The following is a 24,791-nucleotide window of genomic DNA, read 5'->3' on the forward strand; positions in this document are numbered from 1 at the left end:
AAAATGACAGCGGGCAGTTGATAGCTCTGATAAACCGGAGCTTGCCTAAAAGGCTTCAGAGTGTGCGGAGCTCCTGCTGAAGGTACGCCAACTGCGCCGGAGCTATATATAACCCGTGCTGGCGTGTGTTCAGGAGATTTGGTATGCTGAATTGGCGATGCGTACGGACCTATGTATATAGTATACGAAAAATATAGGAGAATTCCTAATAAAATTGAATTATATTCGCTATAGTTCTCATATACTGCCTTTTATTACTTGGTTCAGATAGTGGTTGCCTCTCCGGAATTGCTTTTAAAGGATGGCTATAGTAACCAGCAGCAAAATATGCTTCTTATGAAAAAGTTGGTTCTTGTGATTATCTGTATCCTTTGTTTAAGCGCTGCGAGCGCGCAGGAAGCGCAAATCAGGAACCTGGTTTTTGAAGGAGCCGGCATTCGGGGGCTTGCTTATGCAGGCGTCATTGCTGAACTGGAAAGGCAGCGCCTCCTGCAGGACGTAGAGAAAGTAGGCGGCACCTCTGCGGGCGCCATCACAGCCCTGATGGTTTCGCTGGGCTATTCCGCCGGGGAGATGGAAGACATCATCTCCGACACAAAGTTTCAGAAATTTAACGATGGCCGGTTCATTTTTGTCGGTGGCTTGCTGCGCATGAGGCAGAAATACGGCTGGTACCGCAGCAAAAAATTCGCGGGCTGGCTGGAAGACATCATCCGGCACAAAACCGGAAACGCGGACATTACTTTCCGGGAGCTGCATGATAGCGGGCACAGGGATTTATATATAACGGCCACCTGCCTGAACAGGCAGAAACTCCTGGTGTTCTCATACGAAACCTACCCCGATATGAAAGTGAAGGACGCTGTGCGCGCCTCTATGTCGGTGCCGCTTTACTTTGAGGCCGTTTTTATAGACAGCACCGGCAACGTGCACCAGAAACACAAGCGGCAGGATAATTTGGACATTATGGTGGATGGCGGCATCCTCGGCAACTTCCCCATCACCTTGTTCGACAGTGTCGCGACTGACTCGCTGCAGCAGCCCCGCCGCATCGCGAACAGGCAGACGCTCGGGGCCAGGATTGACTCTGATGAACAGATTAAAAACGATGCTTTATCGAAGGAACTTGTTCCGCTGGAAATCCGGAACCTGCAGGACTATGTTTCAGCCTTCTATATATTGGCGCTGGAAAACCTGAACCGCAGCCAACTGGAACCAGCGGACTGGGAAAGAACCATTTCGGTCTCGTCCGTCGGCATCGCGCCCCGCGTCAAAAGGCTGACAAAGGCACAGAAGGCGCTCCTGGTAAACAGCGGCCGGGAACACACTGCCGCTTATCTGAATGCAAAAAGCGCGGAGTGAAGTAACACGGCAGGCCATATATAAAAACGTGCCCTGTTTACCTCTCCGAGCCGCCCGCCGCCCGCAGCAGAATGCCTTCGCTCTGCAGCACCTCGTGTATATGGCGCGCGAAGGGCAGTGCGTCAGGTCGGTCACCGTGGATGCACACCGTGTCTGCCCGCAGCGATATATCCCTCCCCTGCTGCGAAGCCACCTTTCCCTCCCTCACCATCCGGAGCACCCGCAGCAACGCCTCTACCTGGTCCGTTAGCAGGGCATCCGCAAAACTTCTCGGCGTCAGTGTGCCGTCCTGCTGGTACGTTCTGTCCGCGAACACTTCGCTGGCGGTGGCCAGCCCCAGCCTCTCTCCAGCTTTGATTAATTCGCTGCCGGAAAGACCGTAGAGCACCGCCTCCGGCTGCACCTTATATATGGCCTCGGCCACAGCTTCAGCAAGCGCTGTGTTTGCGGTGGCCATGTTGTAGAGCGCACCGTGTGGCTTTACGTGGTGCAGCTTGCCGCCCTCCGCCTGCACAAACGCCTGCAGGGCCCCCACCTGGTACACCACCATGGCATATACCTCGTCCGGGGAGACGGCCATCTCCCGTCTGCCGAAGCCCACAAGGTCCGGCAGGCCGGGATGCGCCCCCACCGCCACGCCCTGCGCCAGCGCCAGCTTCACCGTCCGGCGCATTACCAGCGGGTCGCCGGCGTGGAAGCCGCAGGCAATGTTGGCTGAGGTAACGTAACGCAGTATGTCCGCGTCGTGCCCCAGGTGATAGGCGCCAAAGCTTTCGCCCATGTCACAGTTTAAATCTATTGCCAGTTGCTGGTTCATATATGGGTTTTGAAATGCAAGCCTCCCCGGAGCTTCTCAATGTTTTGTTCCTGAATGATATACAGGGCCTGGGCCTCTTCCAGCGTCACTTCCTTAAACAGGACTTTATGGCGGGGCACCAGTTGCGCCAGCTTCGGGAAATCTGCGGAGACAACCTGCGCAAAGCGCGGGTAGCCGCCTGTGGTCTGGTGGTCGGCCATCAGCACAATCGGGCTGCCCTCCGGCGGCACCTGCACCGTGCCGAAGGTGACGGCGCTGGAAACCATATCGGCGGGGGCGGCCAGCGCCAGCCGCGTACCCAGCAGGTGGTAGCCCATGCGGTCAGACTGCGCCGTCACCTGGTAGGCCATGCCCCAGAAATCCTGCTGGCTCTGCTCCGAAAACAACTGGTATTCCGGTCCCTTGATGACGCGTATCTGCTGGGGCTCGTGGTACGCGACGTGCAGCGACAAATCCACGGACCAGTTGGTTTGCGCCCCCGGCTGTTCCAACTGCGCCCGTGTCAGGCTGCGCAGAAAGGCCTCCATTTTGGCTGGTAGCGGCCTGCAGGGGATGCTGTCGCCGAGTTGCAGCGCCCTTCCGTTTAATCCGCCAATGCCTGCACGCAGGAAGGTGGCGTTGCTGCCCATTACGCTGGGGAGGTCGAAGCCCCCGGCTACGGCTATATAGGCCCGGCAGCCGCTCATCGGAGAGCCGAATTCCAGTATGCTGCCTTCGGGCACCAGCAAAGGCCGCCAGCCTTTTACGGGTTGCCCGTTTAAGGCTGGCGACAAATCAGCCCCCGTAATGGCGATGAGCCGGCGCTCTGTGAAAAATATCTTCGGCCCTTTAAGCGTAATTTCTATACCAGCCTCCCCCTCCTCGTTGCCAACCAGCAAATTTGCGACGCGCAGGGCAAAAGGGTCCATGGCACCGCTCACACTCACACCGGCCTTCCGAAATCCGTGCCGCCCCAGGTCCTGTATAGTTGTCAGAAGGCCAGGGCTGATGAAGTTAAGGCTCATGGCGCAGCTCCTTTCGCTCATAGAATTCCCCCTCCGCGATAGGCACAAATCGGACACGGTCGCCAGCCTGCAGCAGGCTGGGTGAGGTACTGTCGGGGTTGAAGAGTGAAACCGGTGTGCGGCCAATCAACTGCCAGCCGCCGGGTATGGGAAGCGGGTAGATACCGGTCTGGATTCCGCCGATACCTACTGATCCGGCAGGAACTTCCGGCCGGGGGCTTTCGCGGCGCGGCGCGGCAATCTTTGGGTTCAAGCCAGCCAGGTACGGAAACCCGGGCGCGAAGCCTATCATACAGACAAGATAAACCTGCCCGCTGTGCAAGGCAATTACCTCCTCCTCGCGCAGCCCGTTTAGTTCTGCCACAAAGGGCAGATCAGGGCCCGCCTCACCCCCATATAGCACCGGAATCTCCACCAGCCTGGGTGCCTGCTCCTTCCCGTCCCCGACCGCGTAGGGCAGCATCCGCTGTAAAAATCCGGTTACTTTGGTGTAGGGGTTGAGATCTCCTTTCCGGCTGATGCGCCAAGGGTCGTAAAATACAGTGACGGTGGTGAAGGCGGGCACGTACTCCACCAGCCCCTCGAAGGGGTGCTTCGCCAGGTAAGCGACGAAAGCCCGCACCTGCCGGTGCGTCTCCTCCCCGATTACATCGCCAAAGTGTACCACCACAGCGGCATCACCCAGCGGATACAGCCGGACAGCCGGAATATCGCTTTCCTGCAGCTTTCTCATGTCGCTTCTTTAAAACCGGGTATGCGGAGGCCCCGTTGCTCCGGCTGCCCGGCCCCTACAAATCGAACGGGAATTGCCCCGCTTGGTTTTACCCTGCCCGTGGTTTTGCATCGTGTGGCGCACAAGCCCCATATCCCATTGAACCTGCCGGTATAGCCCTCTGCAACATTTCCCGGTTTGGGAACCCCTGAGGCATTGGCAGTGCATCTAATGTGTATTATGGGCGCTTTGATGCCTGCCCTATCTTGCGGCGGGCAAGATAGATTCACGCCCGGGCCTCACACCAACACACGCGATGTCACGCTGAGCTGCCCCACATGCCGCATGGTATGCTCTGCGGCGTGTACCAGCAGCCCCAGCACAGTGGATGGGAGCTGCGCCCGCCCTACGCCACGACCCGCTGTTAACGTCGCCTCATCAGTGTGGCGCAGTTGCTCCAGGGCAATATCCACCTGCCGGTCAAAAGTCTGAACCAAATCCTGGACCCTGCACGTCGGTTCGGGGCATTTGCCTTCGGTGCCCAAGGTGTTCAGTTGCTCCCGGGTCAGGGCTTTCCCGCGCGCATAGGTGAACAGTCTATCCAGTACACCAGTCAGGTGCTGCAGGTGAAAGCCCACCGAAGCCACGCCCGCAGGACGCTCCCACAACAGCTCGTCCGGAAAATCCTGCATCAGGGTTGCCACTTCTTCTCTTGCCTGCAGCAGCGCATGCGCCACTGGCTGCAGGAACGGCGGTATCTGGGGCAACGGACCGCGCAGCCACACTTCAGGGAGTTTGGGTTGTGCCATATAGCTTGGGTTATTCAGGTTGTGGTAGGGTAACGGTTAAGCATACGTCCTTCCTTACCCGTTGGGTTCTGGTTCTGAGTAACGCCCGGGTTGGAAGCTTCAACATACCTCCCGTTCTTGCTGCCCTGCATGCTGCTGCTGTAACAGCTATAATACTGCCAGCAGGCCTGGTGTGCCCGTAGCACTATCGGTAGAGGCCATTTCGGCAGAGGTGCATATGGCAGGATTTTTGCTCACAATGCATTATAAATGAGAGCCTTATGGTTATATTCAGGCCCTTACTTTACCCTCACTCTTCTTAGCACCAGCCACCATGTACCCTGTAAGGCCCTGGCTATATGTAGGGAAGCACCGCGATACGATGAACCTCCCGCACCTGAATGCTAATCACATTGGAGCAATGCTCCAGTTAGAGGAAGCGGTGGCTCAGCCGGGCATGCACGTGCTGTACCTTCCCATTGCAGACGGCGTGCCATTGCCTGTTGAAACGCTCCGCCGCGGCGTCAGCTTTCTGCTGCTGGAGCACGGACTGGGCCGGAACGTGCTTATCGCCTGCGCCGCCGGCATCAGCAGGTGCGTCACCTTCGCCATCGCCGCCCTGAAAGAAACAGAAGGCATCCCCCTGCTTGCCGCCTACAGCGAAATCGTGCAAAAGAACAGCAGGGCGCTGCCGCACCCGGTGCTGTGGCAATCTCTGTGCTCATTCTACCACGAGAACACTCCTTATATTGAGGTGCTGAGGATATATAACAGGAAAAGACCCGCCGGTTCCTGAGACAACCGCGGCTAGCAGCTGCGCCTTTCTTTCGAGCCGCTCTTATTCAGCTATAGAAACCGGTACGCATTCCTGTAGTCTCCGCCTTTACATTTTAAGCTACATTGATCTGGAGGCAGCGTGCAGCTAACATAAGCTGAAGCAGCCCGTTACAGAGAATGCCGCTGAAGCAGCGCGGCAGGAGCATAAACAGAAACCGAAGCATGCGGAGATTCGTGATGTCTGACAGCCACGGGGGCTACCGGGCCATGATGCAGTGCCTGGAAAGGTGCGGCTTCGACAATGATGCAGACCAACTGTACTTCCTGGGCGATGTGGTGGACGGGTGGCCAGAGACAAAGGAAAGCATTGATGTGCTGCTGGGCATCAACCACCTGGTGTACCTGCTCGGCAACCACGACCAGTGGGCGCTGGAATATTACGGCGACAAGATGGGAAAAGGCGAGGATCCGCCCGGCCTGTGGCTCTGGCAGGGCGGGGCCGCCACCATTGAATCCTATGGCGCAGGCAAGCCGATGCCCAAGGACCACCTCGCGCTCCTGCAAAACGCCAAACCCTACCATGTCACCGAAGACAACATCCTGCTGGTGCACGCTGGCTTCGACACCGAAAAGGCGATAGAGGAGACAGACCCGGATTATCTGATTTGGGACAGGACATTCGTCAAGCGCTGCTACAGCCGCTTCGTGGCGGGCCATCCCCTCACCGTTGCACCTTATAAAGAGGTATATATAGGGCACACGCCCACCATTTCGCTTGACCGGAGAAACAAAAAGCCGCTCCATATCGGAAACGTGACGCTGACGGACACCGGAGCCGCTTTCAACGGTTGCCTCTCCATCCTGGACATGGACAGCAAAGAAGTGTGGCAGTCAGACATAGTGATGCAGCTGTACCCCTCTGAGGAAGGTCGGAACGGCATGAGTTGGAACCAGTTGAACCAAAAATAACCAAACGGGCTACTCCCCCGGAACCTGGTTTTGATGGTGGCTTTCCTCGAAACGAACAAGGTCCTCCAGCAGCTGGCGCGTGACGGCACCGGGCTTGCCAGCCCCAATCACCATATCATCTACCTGCACAACGGGCAATATACGCTTGGTGGTGCTGGTGAGAAAAGCCTCGCTCGCCTGCCTGATATCGTCAAGGGTTACGGTTGCTTCCACGGCGGGGTATCGCTTCGTGGCCAGCTCCAGCACGTGCTTCCGCGTAACACCCTGCAACATGCCGTGGGCAGGCGTGACCACGGTTCCGTCCTGCCGCACAAGGAAGAAATTGCAGCGGGGCAGTTCCGACACTATGCCTTTGTGGTGGTACAGCACATCGTCTGCGCCCTGCTCTCTTATCTTTTGGAGGAGCCGGATGCCCATGGCATAATTAATGGTTTTCACTTCAGGGAATTCCCGCACATACTCGTGCGTGATGAGCTTCAGCCCCCTTTCCTGCAGCGCCTGTACGGGCATTGTGACCGGCTGCTGTAGAAGAAGCAGGTTAGGGGCCACAATGTCATAGCCGCTGTCGGAGTAGCCTCCTGTCAGAATCATTTTCATGCCCGACACAGCCAGCGCGTTCAGCCCCACCAGTTTATATATGGCAGCCTTCAGTGCCTCATCGGAGAGCGGCAAAGGCAGGTGCATGAGCCGGGCAGACTCGTAGAAGCGGGCCAGGTACTCCTCCAGGAACAAAGGGCGCCCCTCGCTGATTCTGAAATAATCGAACACGCCGTAGCCGCGCTGTATGGCGAGGTCGCTTACGTGCAGGTGCGCCTGCCCCAGCGGCACTATCTCCTGCCTTACATAGGCATATAGCTTCTTTTCTGTTGACACAGCCCTGCGATTACATTCTAAATGATTTTAAAAGATGAGGGTATTTCCGTTTTCTCTATTAAAACGGAAATACAGAAAGCATATATAAACTGCCGTGTCAGCAGCAAACCTGTCCGCTTATTTTCCCATCAACTGCCGCACCGCCTCCGGAGAAATGATGGGCGTGGCGCCTTTCTGCGTGGCCACCAGCGCGCCCATGGCACAGGCCATCCGCAATGCCTCCGGGTAGCTTTTGCCTGTGATATAGTTAACCAGGAAAGTCGCCAGGAAAGCATCCCCGCTCCCGATGGTGTCCTCCACCTCCACCCGGAAACCTGCCTGCTCAAAGTACCCTGTGTCGCACAGCACGGCCGCCCCGTTCTCGCCGCGCGTCACGATGATGGTCTGCACCGCATAATGCGATCTCAGGAAAGCCATCGCTGTTTGTTCGTCTGTATAGGGCTGGTGCCACCCGGCTATCTCCATCAACTCGTGGTGGTTCATCTTCACCATATCTGCCTGCTGCAAAAGTGGCTCCAGCACTTCCAGTGAGTAGTGCGGCGGCCGCAGGTTCACGTCAAACACCTTCCCCTTTGCTACTTTCAGCAAAGCAAGCAGGGTGTCGCGGGTTGTTACATTGCGGGCGGCGAGGCTGCCATATATAAAATAATCACTCTGGGCCACCACCTGCTCCAGTCCCTCCTGCGGCTGTATATAATCCCAGGCCACGGGCTGCACAATCTCGTAGCTAACTTCGCTCCGGTTGCTGACGTTTACCAGCACCACACCCGTTTCCTGCGTCTCGTCCACCTGCACCCACTGGCTGTCCACGCCTTTCTGCTTCAGGTAAGCAAGCAGTTTGTCGCCCAGGTCATCGCAGCCCACGCGGCTCACCACCGTGGGCCGCAGCCCCTGGTACTGCAGGTGGATGGCCACGTTCATAGGCGCTCCGCCCGGCAGTTTCCCGTCGGGCAGCATGTCCCAGAGCATTTCCCCAAAGCAGACAATTTTCTCGTTCATCCGGATTCTTGGTTAGATTTTAGACTGTTGATGTTAGACTTTAGACACAGGACATAATACTAAAATCATATATAGGATTTACTTTGCCCCAATCTGGATGGTGTTGCTTACATAGCTTCTGTTTTCTTACACTTTATTACACATTCGATGTATTGTGTCTTATGACTAACGTCTGGTGTCCTCTTACATCCTTTCCTTTTGCAGCGCCTCCTCGTCCACCACGGCGCGCCCGATTTGCTCCAGCGAGGTTTCCTTGGTTTCTGGCATCATGCGCCACACAAATAGCAGTTGCAGCACCATCATCAGGCAGAAGATGAGGAAGGTCCAGCCGCCACCCAGCGTTTCGGCGATATAGGGAAAGGCGAAAGCGATGATGGCCGCCAGCAGCCAGTGCGTGAAGCTGCCCAGCGCCTGCCCCGAGGCCCGCACCTCGTTCGGGAAAATCTCGGAGATAAACACCCAGATGACCGCCCCCTGCGAGAAGGCGAAGAAGGCGATGTAAACGAACAGGTAGATAGGCACGGCATAGCCGCCAAAGTTGCCGGTGAAGAACGCGAAGGAGACAAGCCCCAGCGTGATAATCAACCCGAATGAGCCAATGAGCATGAGCGTCCGGCGCCCGAAGCGATCAATGAAGTTGAGGGCCAGCAGCGTGAACAGGAAGTTCACCAGCCCCACGCCCGCCGACGAAAGCAGCGCCGAGCTTGTGCCCAAACCCGTCATCTCGAAAATGCGCGGGGCATAATAAATGATGGCGTTGATGCCCGACAGCTGGTTGAAAAAAGCAAAAAGCACCGCCAACGTGATAGGTTTGCTGTAGCGGCCGGAGAAGAGCGACGCGGCGGGTTTGGTGACGTCTTTTTTGGAGGAGCTGATAATCTCCCGGACAGTTTGCCCTGCGTCGGCGCCGGGGTTTGCGGTCTGCAGGATATTCCTCGCCTCCTCTACCCGGTTGCGCTTCAGGATGAGCCAGCGCGGGCTCTCCGGCACGAACAGCACCCCCAGCAGGAAGCCGATGGCCGGGAAGGCCTCCACCCCCAGCATCCAGCGCCAGTCGTTGGGCCCGGTGCCGCCGATGAGGTAATTGGACAGGAACGCCACCAGGATGCCAAACACCACATTGAACTGGAACAGCGCCACCAGCCTACCCCGCGATTTGGCCGGGGCAATCTCGCTTATATATAAGGGGGCCGTCACCGACGAGGCACCCACGCCCAGGCCGCCGAGGAAGCGGAAAAACAGGAAGGCCCACCAGCCGGTTGCCAGTGCCGAGCCCACCGCCGACACAAAATAAAAGACGCCTATCCAGAAGAGCGTTTTCTTGCGGCCCAGCGCATCAGAGGGGATGCCGCCAAACAGGGCGCCAATCACGGTGCCGAAAAGGGCGATGGAAACGGTGAGGCCGTGTTCGAACACGTCCAGGTCCCAGACATCCTGGATGGCCCGCTCTGCCCCGGAAATCACGGCCGTGTCAAAACCAAACAGAAAGCCGCCGAGGGCCACCACAATCGACCACAGGAAAACTTTTTTATTCATCGGATGAGTTCTTTATAGATGGCATGTTGGGCTCCAATTGTCTGCACCTTTTGTTTGATGCGTCAGAGGCAGCCACAGGAAAATACGCATCAATATATAAAAACAATAGGGAGGAAAGTGCCTTGCCCATAATATTTTAATGTTCAGCCAGAACAGGCTATATATCCTATATGAGTTTCACGCTAGCTACTCAGCGGGAGATTCACGGCAACCACAATATGGCGCAGTTCTTGTCTGGTGTGAGGCGAATAAACCGGAGCGGCCGGAATGTTATATAACCGGAAATCGTTTGTAACTCGCAGGCGCAAACACGGGTTAAGCAGTCAGTAATGGCCGCAGCAACCGGTCTGCGCCATCCTGGATATAGAATTTACACATGAAGCGTGTGCTGAAGAAGATTTTTCATTTACTTATATATAAACTCATCCTGCCAGTTCTCCTGTTCCTGAAAAGGGAATTCCACCGGTTTTTCCTGAGCCAGAAACCGAAATTCACCCGCGCCTACTGGCAGCACAAATGGAACCGGGCCCGCAGCTTTGATTTCAAAAACGCTAAATTTTCCGATTTCAGGTTCCTGTTCCGGGCGGCGCTGAAAACTACGCTCTTTCTGTTGCTGCTGTTCTCCTTCTTCTATATGGCCGTGTTCCTGGGCGTCTTCGGCCATATGCCTTCCAAGCGCGAGCTGCGGGCGCGGCAGAACAACACGGCGTCGGAGGTGTACTCGGCGGACGGGGTGCTGCTGGGCCGCTACTATATACAGGACCGCACCAACATCAGGTATGATGACATCGCCCCTGCTGCCATTGAGGCGCTGATCGCCACGGAGGATGCCCGCTTTTATGAGCACAGCGGCGTGGATGTCCGCAGCTCGTTCCGGGTGCTCATCAAGTCGCTGCTGCTGCAGGAGGACGCGGGCGGCGGCAGCACGCTGAGCCAGCAGCTGGCCAAGAACCTGTACCCCCGCCAGGATTACAAGCTGTGGGACATGCCCGTGAACAAGCTGCGCGAGATCATCATCGCCCGCAAGCTGGAGGACATCTACTCCAAAGAGGAACTGCTGGAGCTCTACCTGAACACCGTGCCGATGGGCGGCAACCTATATGGCATTGAGCGGGCGAGCAGGCGCTTTTTCAACACCACCGCCGACTCCCTGAAAACCGAGGAAGCCGCCGTGCTGATCGGCATGCTGAAGGCCACCACCTCCTATAACCCGCGCCTGCACCCGGAGCGGGCGCAGCAGCGGCGCAACGTGGTGCTGAACCAGATGGCCAAGTACGACTACCTCTCCGCCGCCAAAGCCGACTCGCTGAAGAAGCTGCCGCTGGAACTGCACTACCGCTACATCACCCACAACGATGGCCTGGCACCCTACTTCCGGGAGCAACTGCGCCAGGAACTGGAGCAATGGGCGGCCTCGCAGAAGAAAAAGAACGGCGAGCCCTACAACCTCTACACCGACGGCCTGAAGATATACACCACCATCGACGCGGGCATGCAGCGGCACGCGGAGCAGGCCGTGCGTCGCCGCATGGCGCTGCTGCAAAAGAAATTCGACCAGCACTGGAAAAACAGGACGCCGTGGGGCAAAGACGCCAACGTGATCCAGGCCGCCATGCAGCGCTCCGACCGCTACCGGAAAATGCAGCAGGCGGGCGTTTCTGACGAGGAAATCCGGAACGTGTTCCGGCAGCCGGTTCCCATGAACGTGTTTAGCTGGGGCGGAAGCGAGAAAAAAGAAATGAGTCCGCTGGATTCGCTCGCCTACTACGGGCGCTTCCTCAACACTGGCCTGCTGGCGATGGACCCGCGCACCGGCTACGTGCGGGCCTGGGTGGGCGGCATCAACCACGACATCTTTAAATACGACCATGTGCGCTCCCGGCGGCAGGTGGGCTCTACGTTTAAGCCGATTGTGTATGCCGCCGCGCTGGAGAAAGGCATCAGCCCCTGCACATTTTTCCCGAACGAGCGCCAGACCTATCCTGAGTACGATAACTGGTCGCCGCAAAATGCGACGGAGCAGTATGGGGGCGAGTACAGCATGCGGGGCGCGCTGGCGCACTCAGTCAACACGGTTTCTGCGCAGGTGATGATGCAAGCCGGGGTGGAGCGAACGGTGGAACTGGCCCGCAGGCTCGGCATCAAGAGCGACCTTCCGGCCGTTCCGTCACTGGCGCTCGGCACCGCCGACATTTCGCTGCTGGAGATGGTGAGCGCCTACGCCGCGTTCGCCAACGAAGGCTACCAAGTGGTGCCCACGTACATCACCAGGATAACGGACCGCAGCGGCAACGTGATCCGGCAGCATCATGCAAACGAGTTTCCCCGGCGGGTGCTGGCCCGGAAAAACGCGGCCATTATGCTACACCTGATGCAGGGCGTGGTGGAGGAAGGAAGCGCCGCCAAGCTTCGTTCTGAGTTTGATTTGAAGATGGACATCGCCGGCAAGACAGGCACTACGCAGGAAAACGCCGACGGCTGGTTTATCGGCATCACGCCCAAGTTGGTAACCGGAGTGTGGGTAGGCGCCGAGAGCCCGAAAGTGCGCTTCCGGACACTGGCGCTGGGCCAGGGCTCCAGCACGGCCCTGCCAGTGTGGGGCGACTTCATGAAACGCATCGCCCTCGACCCTGACTACCCGGGTTATATGCGGAGCCAGTTCGACCCGCTCCCGGAAAAGTTGCAGGAGCAACTGGACTGCGCCTCCTTCAGGGCTGAGCCGCCGCCGCAGAACTTCCTTGACCGCCTGTTCGAGAACGTGGCAGATAAAGCCGTGAAATCCTATGAAGAATGGAAAGCGGAGTGGAAGCAGCGCCGCCAGGAAAGAAGGCAGCGCAGACGGAATTAGCAGGACTTTTATATATAGCCTATAGCGAGAGCGCCTCGATCTTGACCTGCTGTCGCCGGGTCTCTTGTCGGATAGTTAACCTGCATCACGATGGGATACAGGTTTAGGAACCTGCTACATATAACTGAGGTATCCTGCAACTTAGGTTTCCTAATATCATCCTTCACATCCAAAAGCTATAACCTGCGTTTTCATCAGCAGGGCAATGTAGCGCCATGTATACATCTTCATAACAAAAAAACGGATGAAAGTAGGATTTATAGGATTGGGCATTATGGGCAGCCGCATGGCAGCCAACCTGCAACGCGCGGGCCACAAGTTGGTGGTATACAATCGCACACAGGCCAAGGCAGACGAACTGGTAGAAAAAGGAGCGGTGCGGGCGCAGTCGGTGGAGGAGGTGGCAAAGCAGTGCCGCCTGGTGTTTACGATGCTGGCCACGCCCGAAGCGGTGGAGGAAGTGGCCGTGGGGCCAGACGGCTTTTTGCGCGCGCTGCCCGGCAACTCGCTCTGGGTAGACTGCAGCACCGTGAATCCCTCCTTTTCCCAAAAGATGGGCCATATTGCCCGAAAAATGGGACAGCGCTTTCTGTATGCGCCGGTGTCGGGCTCGCTGGTACCGGCCGAAAAAGGCGAGCTAATCTTTTTGGTAGGCGGCGACGCGGCAGATCTGGAACAGGTACGGGAACTGCTGGACGTGATGGGGAAAAGCGTTGTACACGCAGGCGAAAACGGGCAGGGCGCCAGCATGAAAATTGTGATCAACATGCTGCTGGCGCAGGCCATGGCCGCCTTTTCGGAGTCGCTGCGCCTGGGCACTGCCCTGGGTATAGCGGAAGAAACGCTTTGCCAGACGCTGCTCAGCACACCCGCCGCTGCGCCTTTTCTCAAGCTGAAACAGCAAAAGCTCCTGAACCGCGACTTCTCGCCGGAGTTCCCGCTGGAGTGGATGCACAAAGACCTGCACCTGGCCAGCATCACGGCCTATGAGCAGAACATTGCGCTGCCTTCGCTGCAAACCACCAAAGAGCTGTATGCCCAGGCCAAACAGCAGGGTTTTGGGGAGGAAGATCTGTCGGCCATATATAAAGTTTTCCGGCCGGATGCTTGATGTATATATAAAATGTAGAGACGCAACATGTTGCGTCTCTACAAACCATCAACCTACGGCACAATCACGATTTTGCCCGTGGTGTGCCCCGACTGTATCTGGTTCAGCGCCTCGGCCGCTTCGTCTAAGGTGTAGGTGTTGCTGACATGTACTTTCAGCTGCCCCGACTCCGCCAGTTCCCGCAGTTCATCCAGCTGGCTGGCGTTGGGCTCCACAAACACATAGTGGAAGTTGATGTTCTTGTCGATATTCTCCCCGTGGTTCAGGATGGAAACGAGCGTTCCGTTCGGCTTCAGCGCCGGCAGGCTTTGCTCCAGCGTTTCGCCGCTGGCACAGTCGAAGATTAAATCAACCCCATTGGGCACCAGCTTTTTTACCGCCTCCCCGATATTAGTGTCTTTGTAGTCGAGGGTGTGGTCGGCGCCCAGTTCTTTCATATAGCCGTGGTTTTTCTCGCTGGCCACCCCAATTACTTTTGCGCCTTTTGCCTTGGCCTGCTGGATGCCCAGGGAACCCACACCGCCGGAAGCGCCCAGTATCAGCACCGTCTGGCCCTGTTGCAGTTGCCCGGCATCAAACATGGACTGATAGGCGGTGAGGCCCACCAGCGGGATGCCCGCAGCCTCTTCCCACGATATGTTCTTTGGCTTCTTCGCCAGGTATGTTTCCGGCAGCACGATGTACTCAGCAAAGGTGCCATAGTGCACCAAAGGCCGCCGGGCATAGGCATATACCTCGTCGCCCACGCTAAACCGGCGGGCGCTGAAGCCGCGCGCTTCTATCACACCGGCCATATCCCAGCCCGGAATCACCGGGAACTCGTAGGGCAGAAAGTCCTTCAGATACCCTTCACGCACGGCATAGTCCACAGGGTTGACACCGGCCGCCTTGATGCGCACCAGCACCTCCCCTTCTCCCAACTCTGGAATTTCTAAAGTAGTAATCTTTATTTTCTCCGGTCCGCCGAACTCCTCATATGTCGCTGCTTTCATTTGTTTTTTCATAGCTGATATGGATATAGGTTAAAAAAGAAGGGCAGTAAAACACAGCCCTCTCCTTCAACCTACGCAGCGGCGCATGAAAAGGCTTCTTTATATAGGGTATGATATATGGCGTGATGAGATGCACGCGACGCATGTATGGCACTACCTGCACAGCATCCATTACCAGGCTTGCAGGCTATACCACCGCCTTGTGCGAGATGGTTTCCTCCACGGGGATGTTTTCCTGCTTGTTGCCCAGGATGAAGCGGTTTCCGGTATCGTAAGTGAAATAGCTCCAGAACCAGTTGACACTCACGATCAGTTTGTTGCGGAAGCCCACGAGGGAGATGAGGTGGATGAACATCCAGATGAGCCAGGCGAGGAAGCCCTGGGTCTTGATCTCTTTGTGGAAGAGCTTCAGGTCGGCCACGGCGTGGTTGCGCCCCACGGTGGCCATGGCGCCTTTGTCGTTGTAGTCAAAAGCCTTCATCGGTTCTCCTGCCAGCATGTTACGGATGTTCTCTCCCAGCAGGCGGCCCTGCTGCATGGCGGGCTGCGCCAGCATCGGGTGGCCCTGCGGGTTCTCGGGCGTCACCATGGCGGCAATGTCGCCGATGGCGAATATATTGTCGTAGCCCGCCACGCGGTTATAGGCATCCACCTGCAGCCGGTTCCCCTTCAGCACGCTCTCCGGGTGGATGCCTTGGATAGGTGCCCCGGACACGCCCGCCGCCCATATCACGGTGCGGCTGATCAGCGTTTCCCCAGAGTCCAGGTACACGGTGTAGCCGTCGTAGGACTTCACGCGGCGGTTCAGCCACACCTTCACCCCAAAATCCTCCAGGTATTTCAGCGCCTCCTTCGAGGCCTCCTCCGACATGCCCTTCAGCAGCACCGGGCCGCTCTGCACCAGGTGGATGTCCATGTCGCAGAAGTTGAGTTCCCTGTAGTCTTTCGGGAACACGTGCTTGCGCAGCTCGCTCAGTGCCCCGGCCAGTTCCACCCCCGTCGGCCCGCCGCCCACGATCACGTAGTCCATCAGGCTGTTTATCTGCTCTTCGTCCGCCACCTGCAGTGCCTTCTCAAAGTTCTGCAGAATAGTGTTACGCAGCGTCAGCGCATCATCCAGGCTCTTCATCGAGATGGTTTTGGCCTCCATCACCTTGTCCCCGAAAAAGTTGGAGGTGGCACCCGTGGCCAGCACCAGGTAATCGTATTCGATCAGCCCGATGGAGGTTTCGACCATGCGGTTGGCCGTGTCTACCTGCTCCACCTCCGCGAGCCGGAAATAAAAGTTCTGCTGGTCGTGAAAGATTTTCCGGAAGGGGTGGATGATGGAGTCCGCCTCCACACCGGCCGTCGCCACCTGGTAGAGCAGCGGCTGAAAGGTGTGGTAGTTTTCGCGGTCTACCAGCACCACCTGCACCTCCGCGCCGCGCAGCGCCTTGGCCAGTTCTATCCCCGCAAAGCCTCCCCCGATGATGAGCACGCGGGGCTTCCCTGTATGTTCTATCCTTGTCTGTTGCGTCATATATAAAGCGATATAACTTGGGCCACAGCTCTCCCGCTGCCCGGCAGGGTGCCTATATAGAAGCAGCAGCCCTACCGCAACATTTACGGAGACGGACTGCTGCCGTTATGGTTGAAGGGCCTGTGGCCAGGGCACGCCGCCCCCACCGCCTGCACCAAGAGTAGCCTCCGGCATTGCAGCGGCGGGCCCGTACGGTCAGATTCTCGTGTCGAGGTTCTTGCCGTAGTCCTTCACCTGCCTCATAAAAGCCTCGACTTTTTCGTCATAGTAAGTGCCGTAGGCATCGGAGATAGTTCCTTTCGCGCCGGAGGTGGTTTCCAGCACATACAGGATCGACATATCATCCGGGTTACTCTCTCCCTCAAAACGGTAGAAGTTCACGATCTGCACCTGGTCGGGTGCGAACTGCTGCCTGCCGTCTATGGTGCTCAGGCTGCCCTCCTCCGTCACTCTGAAATCAAGCTTATATCCCGCACTCCTCACCTTTGCGAGCACATTGACCAGGGATTTTAATTCTACTTTGTCCTCCATTGTTATAGCCTTTAGGTCTCACGGAATATTCCCTATACGCAGAAAGCACCGGGGAATGAGGCCAATATGGCGGGAACAGCCGAAAAACGACTCAAATCCTGCTGTACACCCCCAGTCGGGGGTGTACAGCAGGATTTATATATGGTCAGGAGTTACAATCCGCAGCTTACCGCCTATATGGATCACTCCTGCAGCAGTTCTTCCACTATCCGCTCGCAGATTTCATGCGTCTGCAGATTGTCCGCTGTCAAGTTTGCGGGGGCTTCGCCGGTGCGCACCGCCCTGATGAATGCTGCTATGATCTGCTCAAAGCCACGCTTGTGCAGGGTGGGCTCCCAATCGCTGCTGCCCAGTTTTGTTTCATTTGCGCCGCTGCGGACCACGAGTTCTGACACTTGGGTGGCGATGCGTTTCTCCGTCGCGCACATTACCTCCACCCGCTCCTCCGAAGTGCCGCTGTCGCGGTTCATGAGGCCGATGGCGGTAGCGCCTTTCGCCAGAAACTGCACCGTGACATGGTGCAGCAGCCCCTCCTCTATTCTGCCGCTCACCCGCAGTTCCTCCACCGGATATGGGAACAGGTAGCGCAGCGTGTCCACCACATGGATGAAGTCGTCGAAGATGAAGGTGCGCACGTCGGCAGGCTGGTTTGCCCGGTTCTTCTGCATGAGCACCATGTTGGGCGCCTCCAGTTCCTTCAGTTTCCGGTAAGCGGGGGCGTAGCGCCTGTTAAAGCCCGCCATCAGGATCAGGTGCCGCTGTTCGGCCATTTCCACAAGGCGGCTGGTGGAGGCATAATGGTAGGTGATGGGCTTGTCGACGTAAACGTGGATGCCGTGCCGCAGCAGCTGTTCCACAAGCTCCGGGTGGGCGTCGGTGGCCCCGTGAACGAAAGCGCCCCGGATGCCGCTGTGCAGCAGCGCGTCGAGGGTTTGGTGCAGATGGGCGAACCTGTACCGCTGCCCGATATGGGCCAGTTTCTCCTGGTTTCGGGTGTAGAGGTGCAGTTCGATGTCTTCCCGGCCGCTCAAAACCGGCAGGTACGCTTTGCCGGCGATATCGCCCAGACCGATGATTCCTAATTTCAGCATGGTGTTATATATAGCGTGACTTCCCTATACCTGTTTCCGGGGCTTTGCGTTGGATGTGCTATAAGTAAACGGACACAGGTATAGGGAAAGGAGACTTTTACGTCGCACCCAGCAAGCTGCCCATGTTTTAAAGCTTGTAATGTTTCTATGAAGCCTGTAGGTTGATTTCAACGGGTACTTTTATGAACTGATTCGGTTTATAAACTGATTCGGTTTCAGAAGCAGTTCGTGGTGCGATTGGGCATATATAAAACGCCCGCACTGTTGGTTGTACGGGCGTTTTATATATGGCAGTGCCAGAATGACCTACTTTTCTATTTCTGGCATACCCGCCCGCTGAGGCGTTATATATGGATCTGGCGTTTCATTGTCACACCAAGCCTCTCAGGCGCTCGGCGCTGGTTTCGGGGGTGATGTCGCGCTGCGGGTCGCCCAGCATCTCGTAGCCGACCATAAACTTTTTGACGGAGGCCGAGCGGAGCAGCGGCGGATAGAAATGCATGTGCAGGTGCCAGCCCGGGTGCTCCTGCCCGTCGGTGGGGCGCTGGTGGATACCGGCGGAATACGGGAAGGATACGTTGAAAACCCGGTCATAGGCCATCGTCAGGCGCTTGATGGCATCGGCAAAGGCGGTTTTGTCGGCATCGTCCATCTGCCCGATGTGCCCGATGTGGCGGCGCGGCAGGATCATGGTCTCGAAAGGCCACACCGCCCAGAACGGCACCAGCACCACGAACTGGTGGTTCTCATATATAACCCTGGTTTTTTCCTCCAACTCGATAGCGAGGTAGTCTTCCAGCATGCTGCGCCCGTGCTCCCTGTAGTATTTGGCTTGGTGCTGCGTCTCGCGGGCCGGGCCCGCCGGGATGGTGCTCTGTGCCCATATCTGCCCGTGCGGGTGCGGGTTGCTGCAGCCCATCACCTGGCCCTTGTTCTCGAAAATCTGCACGTGGTTGATAAAATCCAGCATGCCCAGTTCCTCATACTCCTGCTGCCACAGGTCCACCACCTTCCGGATGTCCTCCACCTCCATGTCGGGCAGCGTCAGGTCGTGGCGCGGCGAAAAGCAGATAACCTTGCAGATGCCGCGCTCGCTCTCGGCCCGCAGCAGGCCGCCTTTTGCGTACGAGCCGCCGGGCGTGCCCGGCTGCAGCGCCGCAAAGTCGTTGTCGAACGCGTAAGTGGATTTGTAGTCGGGGTTGTGCTCGCCGCTGGCCCGCTTGTTGGTCGGGCACAGGTAGCAGGCGGGGTCAAATGCCGGACGGTTCTCTTTCGGGACCTCCTCCTGCTGCCCCTGCCACGGCCTTTTGGCCCGGTGCGGCGACACGAGCACCCACTCGCCGGAGAGCGGGTTATATCTGCGGTGCGGATGTTCCGCCAAATCAAAAGTTTCCATCTTGTTTTTCAGTTATATTGAAAAAGGACACAAGTAGCAGGTGTCAGGACACCAGACCTTTTGTGCCGCATTAATCCAATCACCAGTATTTTAATACCTGTGATGCTTCTATAGAATGTGTAGGTTAACTTTGTCCGGGTACTTCTATAGGCTGGCCGGATGCTTGTCTTTACTCAGCAAAGCTGCTCCCGTCCACAATCTCGGCTATATATGTTTTAAGCGTGATGCCGAACCGCTGCTGGTATGCCTGCTCCATCTGCTGCACAAAAGTATCCAGGGCGTCTATCTGCACCAGGTTGATGGTACAGCCGCCAAAGCCGCCACCCATCATGCGCGCCCCCAGCACCTTGTCTGACCGCTTTGCCTGCTCCACCAGGAAATCAAGTTCCGGGCAGCTCACTTCGTAATCGTGCTGCAGGCCTTCGTGCGAGGCGTACATTCTTTTCCCGAACGATTTCATATCGCCCCTGGCCAGGTCGGCGCAGGCGGCCTCCACCCGGTTGTTCTCGCTCACCACATAGGTGCAGCGCCTGTATACCACCGGGTCAAACTCCTGCTGGTGCTGCGCCAGCATGTCCAGCGTAGCGCCGCGCAGGCTCAGCACCTCCGGGTAATATCTGTGGAGGATGGCCACGCCCGCCTCGCACTCCTTCCGGCGCGTGTTGTACTCCGAGGAGGCCAGCGAGTGCTTCACCTGCGTGTCGCAGAGCACGATGCGGTAGTCTTCCATGGCGAGGTGGTAGTACGCGTACTCCAGCGAGCGGCAGTCGAGCTTGATGGCGTGGTCGCGCTTGCCGAACATGCTGGCGAACTGGTCCATGATGCCGCACATCACGCCCGCATATTCGTGCTCTGCCTTCTGGGCCATCTTCACCAGCGTAAGCTTTTCGATGCCGAAGCCGAAGATTTCGTTCAGGCCAAAGGCCATGCCGCACTCCAGGGCTGCCGACGAGGATAGCCCGGCCCCAATCGGCACGTTGCCGCCGAACACTACATCAAACCCCTTCACGTTATGGCCAGCCCGTTGCAACTGCGCCACCACGCCCAGCAGGTAGTTGGCCCAGCCCATGTCGGATGGCTTTACCTGGCTTAGGTCAAAATCAGCCCGTTCCTCCAGGTTGAAAGAGTAGGCCCGGAAGGTGTTGGTGCCGTTGGGCGCCATGGCAAAAAACATCTCTTTGTTGATGGCGGCCGGCAGCACGAAGCCTTCATTGTAGTCGGTGTGCTCGCCGATGAGGTTCACCCGCCCCGGCGACCGCACCACCACCGGCTCCTGGTTATATAGCTCCCTGAATTTCGCTTCAATCTCTTTTAACATAGTTCTATGATTGTGCAGAGCTGCCTCAGCAACCCGCGTTGTAGTTTTACACAAGCCGCTAAAGCTACTAAATTTACTTATATCTTGCTGTCCGCACGCGCCAAAACGCAGGGCCTGCCTTTGGCTTTGTCTTCAGAAAAAGGACACTTGTGGCAGGTAGCAAGCCACAAGCGCTCTTGTGCGGCCTCCGACACGTTGTCCATCACACAGGAAAGGAGAGGCTTCCGTGGATAGCGCAGCCAGATTTTTCCAGGTTACATATATAACGAGCCATTCGCAGTTGCGGCTGTGCATATGGCAGGAGAGGCTGGCGCTGCATATATAAATCAGTCTTTCAGCAGTACCGTGCTGTAGGCGGGCAGTTGCACCTCCTGCGGACCTTCCCTGAGAAAGTCCTGAACAAAAGGAATTACGGCACGGCTTACTCACATCCGATTGATGTGATGCCCCTCCCCAATTGAAACGGAACCGCCGCCGCTCTGCCGGAAGCCCAACGCCCGGCGCTGCGGCGCGTATATGTCTGAAGTTTTAACGATAAGAGACCATGGATTTAGATATCATTCACGATGAGGAAGACCTCCGCTTCTACGCAGTAATAGCCGGAGACGAAGCCGAGCTCACCTACACGTACCCCGAAAGCGGCGTGATGGACTTTGACCATACGTTTGTGCCGGAGGGAGGCCGCGGCAAGGGATACGCCGACAGGCTGGTGCAGTCGGGGCTTGACTATGCCCGCTCCCAGAACTACCAGGTGGTGCCTTCCTGCCCGGTGGTGGGGGCGTTTATCAAGCGCCACCCCGACTACGAGGACCTGGTACAGCCGGAATAACATTATCCATATATAAAAACCCCTGCCGTACCTGCTGTGCCCGGCAGCGGTTTTTATATATCCACGCCTGCAATCCTGCGCCGCACCGATTTATATATCCCGATGACATCTCTTGTGCCCCCGCTCCGGCAATGCTGCTTGGCATAACCCTTGCAAAAGCTTATTTTAGCTGCGGCGTCACCTCCGCCACGGGGCGCCTCATCCATATATAAAGCATGCCTGTTGACTGCCCCGGAACCATCATGAACAAAAAACCCATTACGTCTGCCATTTCCCGCCTGCTCCTGGGTGCTGCCTTGTGTTTTGCTGCAGCACAAGCCCGGGCCCAGACGCCAACATTTACCCGGCAGGACACGCTGCGCGGCAGCATCACCCCGGAACGCGCCTGGTGGGACCTCACCTATTACCATCTCGACATTGAGGTTAACCCGGCCGACAGCAACATCCGGGGCGTGAACACCATCCGGTACAAAGTGCTGGAGCCGCAGCAGCGCATGCAGGTAGACCTGCAGCCCCCGATGCGGTTGGCAAAAGTGACGCAGGGCGGCAAGGAACTGCCGGTGCAGCAGGACGGCAACGCTTATTTCGTGCAACTCGCGGAGCCGCAGGAGCCGGGCGCGGTGAAGCAGGTGGAGGTATATTTTGGCGGCAAGCCGCAGGTGAGCGAGAACCCGCCCTGGAGCGGCGGCATTACCTGGCAGCACGACGCTAACGGCAAGCCCTTCGTGGCCAACTCGAACCAGGGCGACGGCGCCAGCCTGTGGTGGCCCTGCAAAGACCATATGTACGACGAGCCCGACAGCATGCTGATCAGCGTGAAGGTGCCGGAAGGCCTGATGGACGTGTCGAACGGCCGCCTGCGCCGCGTGGAGAAGCACTCCGACGGCAGCAGCACGTTCCACTGGTTCGTAAGCAACCCCATCAACAACTACGGCGTGAACCTGAGCGTGGGAGATTATGTACACTTCTCCGAGAAATACCCCGGGGAGAAGGGGCAACTAGATTGCAATTATTACGTGCTGCGCGGCAACCTCGACAAGGCGAAAAAACAGTTCAGGGACGTGGGCCGCATGCTGAAGGCGTTTGAGCACTGGTTCGGCCCCTACCCTTTTTACGAGGACGGCTACAAGCTGGTGGAGGTGCCGTACCTGGGCATGGAGCACCAGAGCGCCGTGACCTATGGCAACGGCTACCAGAACGGTTACCTGGGCCGCGACCTGAGCGGGTCGGGCTGGGGCCTGAAATTCGACTATATCATCATCCACGAGTCGGGGCACGAGTGGTTCGCCAACAACATCACCTACAAGGACTACGCGGACATGTGGGTACACGAGAGTTTCACCACTTACTCCGAAAACCTGTTTGTGGACTACTACTATGGCAAAGAGGCCGCCGCTGATTATGTGATCGGGCAGCGCGCCCACATCGAGAACGACCGCCCCATCATCGGCCCCTACAACGTGAACCGCACCGGCTCCGGCGACATGTACTATAAAGGCGCCAACATGCTGCACACCCTGCGCCAGTTTGTAAACAATGATGAAAAATGGCGTGGCATCCTGCGCGGGCTCAACCAGGAATTCTACCACCAGACCGTGACAACGGAGCAGATTGAGGGCTATCTGAGCCAACATACGGGCCGCGACCTGCAGCCCTTCTTCGACCAGTACCTCCGCGGTGTGCGCATCCCGGAACTGGAGTACAGCCAGCAGGACGGTAAACTCATGTACCGCTGGAGCAACTGCGTGCCTGGGTTTGCGATGCCGGTGAAAGTATATATAAACAGGCAGGAAAAGTGGCTGGCGCCGACAACCGAGTGGAAAGTGTTGGACGAGGCCCCGAAAAAGGCGAAACTGGAGGTGGACCGCAACTTCTACGTGACAGCGGCAAAAGTACGTTCTATCTGATTACCCGGATACCAGCAACAAAGCCCAGGTTCATCCGGTTAGAAGCCGCCGCTGGCTGTCCGTTCCGGGCGGAAGGTCTAAAATGGGAGGCAAGTGAATCCACCGAAGAGCGCGTGCCGCCTCTTTTTCATTAGCCTGAATAGCTCAATCTACCGCGGCCCGCTTTTCTGTCTCACACCAGCTTAGGGAGATAGGTATATATACTGAAATACCCGTTTTAAAGCTGTATTAACCCTCAAAAAGCAACCGCATCGGGCACGGATGGCAGCGTACTTCTACTTTCGCCGTACAATTAGGCAGCACGAAGCAAGAAGCCGGAAAAGGATTCTTTAGGTTGGTTAGAATTTTATCTCCGGCGCTGCTTCATGCGCTCTCTGAGTAAAAGCTTTGGTACATAGGGTGGGGCGCCGATGATGGGTGCTTGAGGCGCCCCAACCCTATTGTACACCTTCAGCCTGACCTGGCACACATCCGTGCCCGGCTTATGCTGTTTCCCGCCTGGCTCTGTCATCGCGCTTTATTTCATACAAATAATAATATCATCAGGTGTATTGATATTTGCATATAACGTTCACTTTTGCAGGAGGCGACATCATGGCTGTGACAGTGCAGCAGGTCCAGGATTGTTTTTTCGTAACGGCGAGCGGCTGCCTTGATGCGGAGGATTGCCTCCAGCTGAAGCAGGCGATTGTGGCGGCAAAGGCCGCCGGTGTCCACAACGTGCTGGTGGATTGCGAGCACCTCTCGGCTGTAACCACAGAGGCCCTGCGCATTGTGCTCTCCCAGACAAGCAGCGCCGAGGTGGCGGGAATCAACCTTGTTTTCTACCGCGTACATCCCGGAGTGCAGGCTGTTATAGACAGAACGGGGCTAAACAGCGTATTATGTATTGTTCAGGGCCTGCAGGAGGCGTACCACTACTGCAGGAGCCAATCGTAAAGGACGTATACCATAAAACAAGCTGCTGATGAATACATCCCTCCGACATTTCGCCACCGATATAATGCCCGTTGACGGCGGTATAATTGTGAGCCTGAAAGGCGAGCTGGATGCACATTCCTCCGTTGTGGCAAGCAACGTGCTGGAGGGCGCAGCAGTGTCCGGCATGGCCTGCCTGCTGATAGACTGCAGCCAGTTATCCTATATATCCTCCGCCGGTATCGGGGTGATTCTCTCCGTTTACCACCTCTGCCTCCTCAAACAGACCAACCTTACCCTCTTCGGCATGCAACCAAAAATCAGGAATGTGTTTGAGGTGCTGGGCATGGACAAAGTCCTGAATGTGGCCGCCTCCAAAGAGGAGGCCATGGCCCTTGCGGCGACCTCGCGCCGCGCGTAACCTGCTTTTCCCTCCCGCACCTTTGCCCCAGGCTTCATGCAACCGTAAGCGCACTTGCTCTATTTCGCAA

The 24,791-nt window shown here is 57.1% G+C and carries 22 protein-coding genes; 9 read left to right on the forward strand and 13 right to left on the reverse strand.

From position 1 onward, the window contains the following. Positions 1-336: 336 nt before the first annotated feature. Positions 337-1,362, forward strand: a complete 1,026-nt coding sequence (locus GSQ62_RS04470; protein WP_161888395.1) for a patatin-like phospholipase family protein — start codon at positions 337-339, stop codon at positions 1,360-1,362. Between the two features lie 37 nt (positions 1,363-1,399). Here the strand turns inward: GSQ62_RS04470 and GSQ62_RS04475 are convergent, their stop codons facing one another. The 4 genes from GSQ62_RS04475 to GSQ62_RS04490 all read right to left on the reverse strand — a co-directional run bounded on the left by GSQ62_RS04475 (position 1,400) and on the right by GSQ62_RS04490 (position 4,704). Further along, positions 1,400-2,179, reverse strand: coding sequence for a LamB/YcsF family protein (locus GSQ62_RS04475; RefSeq protein ID WP_161888396.1), 780 nt, complete (start codon positions 2,177-2,179; stop codon positions 1,400-1,402). Next, entirely contained in the window at positions 2,176-3,183 is a 1,008-nt protein-coding gene (locus GSQ62_RS04480) for a 5-oxoprolinase subunit C family protein (protein ID WP_161888397.1), read from the reverse strand. The genes GSQ62_RS04475 and GSQ62_RS04480 overlap by 4 nt, the downstream gene beginning before the upstream one ends. Then, positions 3,173-3,916: a 5-oxoprolinase subunit PxpB gene (gene pxpB, locus GSQ62_RS04485; RefSeq protein ID WP_161888398.1), complete on the reverse strand. Its 744-nt coding sequence runs from the start codon at positions 3,914-3,916 to the stop codon at positions 3,173-3,175. The genes GSQ62_RS04480 and pxpB overlap by 11 nt, the downstream gene beginning before the upstream one ends. Positions 3,917-4,194: 278 nt before the next feature. Continuing rightward, entirely contained in the window at positions 4,195-4,704 is a 510-nt protein-coding gene (locus GSQ62_RS04490) for a DinB family protein (RefSeq protein WP_161888399.1), read from the reverse strand. Positions 4,705-5,017: 313 nt separating this feature from the next. On the opposite strand from GSQ62_RS04490, the gene GSQ62_RS04495 reads away from it, so the two are divergent. Both GSQ62_RS04495 and GSQ62_RS04500 read left to right on the forward strand, forming a co-directional pair. Beyond that, positions 5,018-5,479: a protein-tyrosine phosphatase family protein gene (locus GSQ62_RS04495; protein WP_161888400.1), complete on the forward strand. Its 462-nt coding sequence runs from the start codon at positions 5,018-5,020 to the stop codon at positions 5,477-5,479. 203 nt (positions 5,480-5,682) lie between these two features. Then, entirely contained in the window at positions 5,683-6,429 is a 747-nt protein-coding gene (locus GSQ62_RS04500) for a metallophosphoesterase (protein WP_161888401.1), read from the forward strand. A 9-nt stretch (positions 6,430-6,438) separates the two neighbouring features. Here GSQ62_RS04500 and GSQ62_RS04505 read toward each other — a convergent pair whose 3' ends face one another. From GSQ62_RS04505 to GSQ62_RS04515, 3 genes are all read right to left on the reverse strand, one after another. Beyond that, a complete protein-coding gene (locus tag GSQ62_RS04505; RefSeq protein WP_161888402.1) occupies positions 6,439-7,302 on the reverse strand; it encodes an aminotransferase class IV in 864 nt (287 codons plus the stop codon). 117 nt (positions 7,303-7,419) lie between these two features. Next, on the reverse strand, positions 7,420-8,301 hold the full coding sequence (locus GSQ62_RS04510; RefSeq protein ID WP_161888403.1) for a carbohydrate kinase family protein: 882 nt from the start codon (positions 8,299-8,301) through the stop codon (positions 7,420-7,422). Positions 8,302-8,484: 183 nt separating this feature from the next. Then, on the reverse strand, positions 8,485-9,837 hold the full coding sequence (locus GSQ62_RS04515) for a sugar porter family MFS transporter (RefSeq protein ID WP_161888404.1): 1,353 nt from the start codon (positions 9,835-9,837) through the stop codon (positions 8,485-8,487). A gap of 376 nt (positions 9,838-10,213) precedes the next feature. Between GSQ62_RS04515 and GSQ62_RS04520 the strand changes: the two genes are divergently transcribed. Next, complete coding sequence (locus GSQ62_RS04520) at positions 10,214-12,685, forward strand: penicillin-binding protein 1A (RefSeq protein WP_161888405.1); 2,472 nt, start codon at positions 10,214-10,216, stop codon at positions 12,683-12,685. A gap of 244 nt (positions 12,686-12,929) precedes the next feature. Continuing rightward, positions 12,930-13,796 (forward strand): NAD(P)-dependent oxidoreductase, encoded by an 867-nt coding sequence (locus tag GSQ62_RS04525; RefSeq protein WP_161888406.1) that lies wholly within the window; start codon positions 12,930-12,932, stop codon positions 13,794-13,796. 53 nt (positions 13,797-13,849) lie between these two features. Here GSQ62_RS04525 and GSQ62_RS04530 read toward each other — a convergent pair whose 3' ends face one another. From GSQ62_RS04530 to GSQ62_RS04555, 6 genes are all read right to left on the reverse strand, one after another. Then, a complete protein-coding gene (locus GSQ62_RS04530; protein WP_161888407.1) occupies positions 13,850-14,800 on the reverse strand; it encodes an NADP-dependent oxidoreductase in 951 nt (316 codons plus the stop codon). Between the two features lie 175 nt (positions 14,801-14,975). Beyond that, positions 14,976-16,310 (reverse strand): NAD(P)/FAD-dependent oxidoreductase, encoded by a 1,335-nt coding sequence (locus GSQ62_RS04535; protein WP_161888408.1) that lies wholly within the window; start codon positions 16,308-16,310, stop codon positions 14,976-14,978. Between the two features lie 195 nt (positions 16,311-16,505). Continuing rightward, positions 16,506-16,841, reverse strand: a complete 336-nt coding sequence (locus GSQ62_RS04540; RefSeq protein ID WP_161888409.1) for a hypothetical protein — start codon at positions 16,839-16,841, stop codon at positions 16,506-16,508. 182 nt (positions 16,842-17,023) lie between these two features. Continuing rightward, entirely contained in the window at positions 17,024-17,932 is a 909-nt protein-coding gene (locus tag GSQ62_RS04545; protein WP_161888410.1) for a Gfo/Idh/MocA family protein, read from the reverse strand. Between the two features lie 370 nt (positions 17,933-18,302). Further along, positions 18,303-19,328 carry a UDP-glucose--hexose-1-phosphate uridylyltransferase gene (locus GSQ62_RS04550; RefSeq protein ID WP_161888411.1) on the reverse strand — a complete coding sequence of 342 codons (1,026 nt, stop codon included), beginning with the start codon at positions 19,326-19,328 and terminating at the stop codon, positions 18,303-18,305. Between the two features lie 169 nt (positions 19,329-19,497). Next, positions 19,498-20,646 (reverse strand): galactokinase, encoded by a 1,149-nt coding sequence (locus GSQ62_RS04555; protein WP_161888412.1) that lies wholly within the window; start codon positions 20,644-20,646, stop codon positions 19,498-19,500. Positions 20,647-21,190: 544 nt separating this feature from the next. Here GSQ62_RS04555 and GSQ62_RS04560 point away from each other — a divergent pair. From GSQ62_RS04560 to GSQ62_RS04575, 4 genes are all read left to right on the forward strand, one after another. Then, positions 21,191-21,475, forward strand: a complete 285-nt coding sequence (locus GSQ62_RS04560) for a GNAT family N-acetyltransferase (RefSeq protein WP_161888413.1) — start codon at positions 21,191-21,193, stop codon at positions 21,473-21,475. A gap of 215 nt (positions 21,476-21,690) precedes the next feature. Continuing rightward, complete coding sequence (locus tag GSQ62_RS04565; protein WP_237586983.1) at positions 21,691-23,382, forward strand: M1 family metallopeptidase; 1,692 nt, start codon at positions 21,691-21,693, stop codon at positions 23,380-23,382. Between the two features lie 594 nt (positions 23,383-23,976). Then, positions 23,977-24,321 (forward strand): STAS domain-containing protein, encoded by a 345-nt coding sequence (locus GSQ62_RS04570; RefSeq protein WP_161888414.1) that lies wholly within the window; start codon positions 23,977-23,979, stop codon positions 24,319-24,321. Between the two features lie 28 nt (positions 24,322-24,349). After that, entirely contained in the window at positions 24,350-24,721 is a 372-nt protein-coding gene (locus tag GSQ62_RS04575; protein ID WP_237586984.1) for an STAS domain-containing protein, read from the forward strand. Positions 24,722-24,791: the final 70 nt, after the last annotated feature.

Source organism: Pontibacter russatus (assembly GCF_009931655.1).
In the GTDB taxonomy this organism is placed as follows: Bacteria; Bacteroidota; Bacteroidia; order Cytophagales; family Hymenobacteraceae; genus Pontibacter; species Pontibacter russatus.

What these genes read in the sequence shown, in the direction of transcription:
- GSQ62_RS04530 (WP_161888407.1), bottom strand. Translation starts at nt 14,800, where the DNA reads ATGAAAAAACAAATGAAAGCAGCGACATATGAGGAGTTCGGCGGACCG.
- pxpB (WP_161888398.1), bottom strand. Translation starts at nt 3,916, where the DNA reads ATGAGAAAGCTGCAGGAAAGCGATATTCCGGCTGTCCGGCTGTATCCG.
- GSQ62_RS04550 (WP_161888411.1), bottom strand. Translation starts at nt 19,328, where the DNA reads ATGGAAACTTTTGATTTGGCGGAACATCCGCACCGCAGATATAACCCG.
- GSQ62_RS04525 (WP_161888406.1), top strand. Translation starts at nt 12,930, where the DNA reads ATGAAAGTAGGATTTATAGGATTGGGCATTATGGGCAGCCGCATGGCA.
- GSQ62_RS04545 (WP_161888410.1), bottom strand. Translation starts at nt 17,932, where the DNA reads ATGCTGAAATTAGGAATCATCGGTCTGGGCGATATCGCCGGCAAAGCG.
- GSQ62_RS04520 (WP_161888405.1), top strand. Translation starts at nt 10,214, where the DNA reads ATGAAGCGTGTGCTGAAGAAGATTTTTCATTTACTTATATATAAACTC.
- GSQ62_RS04575 (WP_237586984.1), top strand. Translation starts at nt 24,350, where the DNA reads ATGAATACATCCCTCCGACATTTCGCCACCGATATAATGCCCGTTGAC.
- GSQ62_RS04555 (WP_161888412.1), bottom strand. Translation starts at nt 20,646, where the DNA reads ATGTTAAAAGAGATTGAAGCGAAATTCAGGGAGCTATATAACCAGGAG.
- GSQ62_RS04475 (WP_161888396.1), bottom strand. Translation starts at nt 2,179, where the DNA reads ATGAACCAGCAACTGGCAATAGATTTAAACTGTGACATGGGCGAAAGC.
- GSQ62_RS04470 (WP_161888395.1), top strand. Translation starts at nt 337, where the DNA reads ATGAAAAAGTTGGTTCTTGTGATTATCTGTATCCTTTGTTTAAGCGCT.
- GSQ62_RS04570 (WP_161888414.1), top strand. Translation starts at nt 23,977, where the DNA reads ATGGCTGTGACAGTGCAGCAGGTCCAGGATTGTTTTTTCGTAACGGCG.
- GSQ62_RS04560 (WP_161888413.1), top strand. Translation starts at nt 21,191, where the DNA reads ATGGATTTAGATATCATTCACGATGAGGAAGACCTCCGCTTCTACGCA.
- GSQ62_RS04515 (WP_161888404.1), bottom strand. Translation starts at nt 9,837, where the DNA reads ATGAATAAAAAAGTTTTCCTGTGGTCGATTGTGGTGGCCCTCGGCGGC.
- GSQ62_RS04540 (WP_161888409.1), bottom strand. Translation starts at nt 16,841, where the DNA reads ATGGAGGACAAAGTAGAATTAAAATCCCTGGTCAATGTGCTCGCAAAG.
- GSQ62_RS04495 (WP_161888400.1), top strand. Translation starts at nt 5,018, where the DNA reads ATGTACCCTGTAAGGCCCTGGCTATATGTAGGGAAGCACCGCGATACG.
- GSQ62_RS04500 (WP_161888401.1), top strand. Translation starts at nt 5,683, where the DNA reads ATGCGGAGATTCGTGATGTCTGACAGCCACGGGGGCTACCGGGCCATG.
- GSQ62_RS04565 (WP_237586983.1), top strand. Translation starts at nt 21,691, where the DNA reads ATGCCTGTTGACTGCCCCGGAACCATCATGAACAAAAAACCCATTACG.
- GSQ62_RS04535 (WP_161888408.1), bottom strand. Translation starts at nt 16,310, where the DNA reads ATGACGCAACAGACAAGGATAGAACATACAGGGAAGCCCCGCGTGCTC.
- GSQ62_RS04510 (WP_161888403.1), bottom strand. Translation starts at nt 8,301, where the DNA reads ATGAACGAGAAAATTGTCTGCTTTGGGGAAATGCTCTGGGACATGCTG.
- GSQ62_RS04490 (WP_161888399.1), bottom strand. Translation starts at nt 4,704, where the DNA reads ATGGCACAACCCAAACTCCCTGAAGTGTGGCTGCGCGGTCCGTTGCCC.
- GSQ62_RS04480 (WP_161888397.1), bottom strand. Translation starts at nt 3,183, where the DNA reads ATGAGCCTTAACTTCATCAGCCCTGGCCTTCTGACAACTATACAGGAC.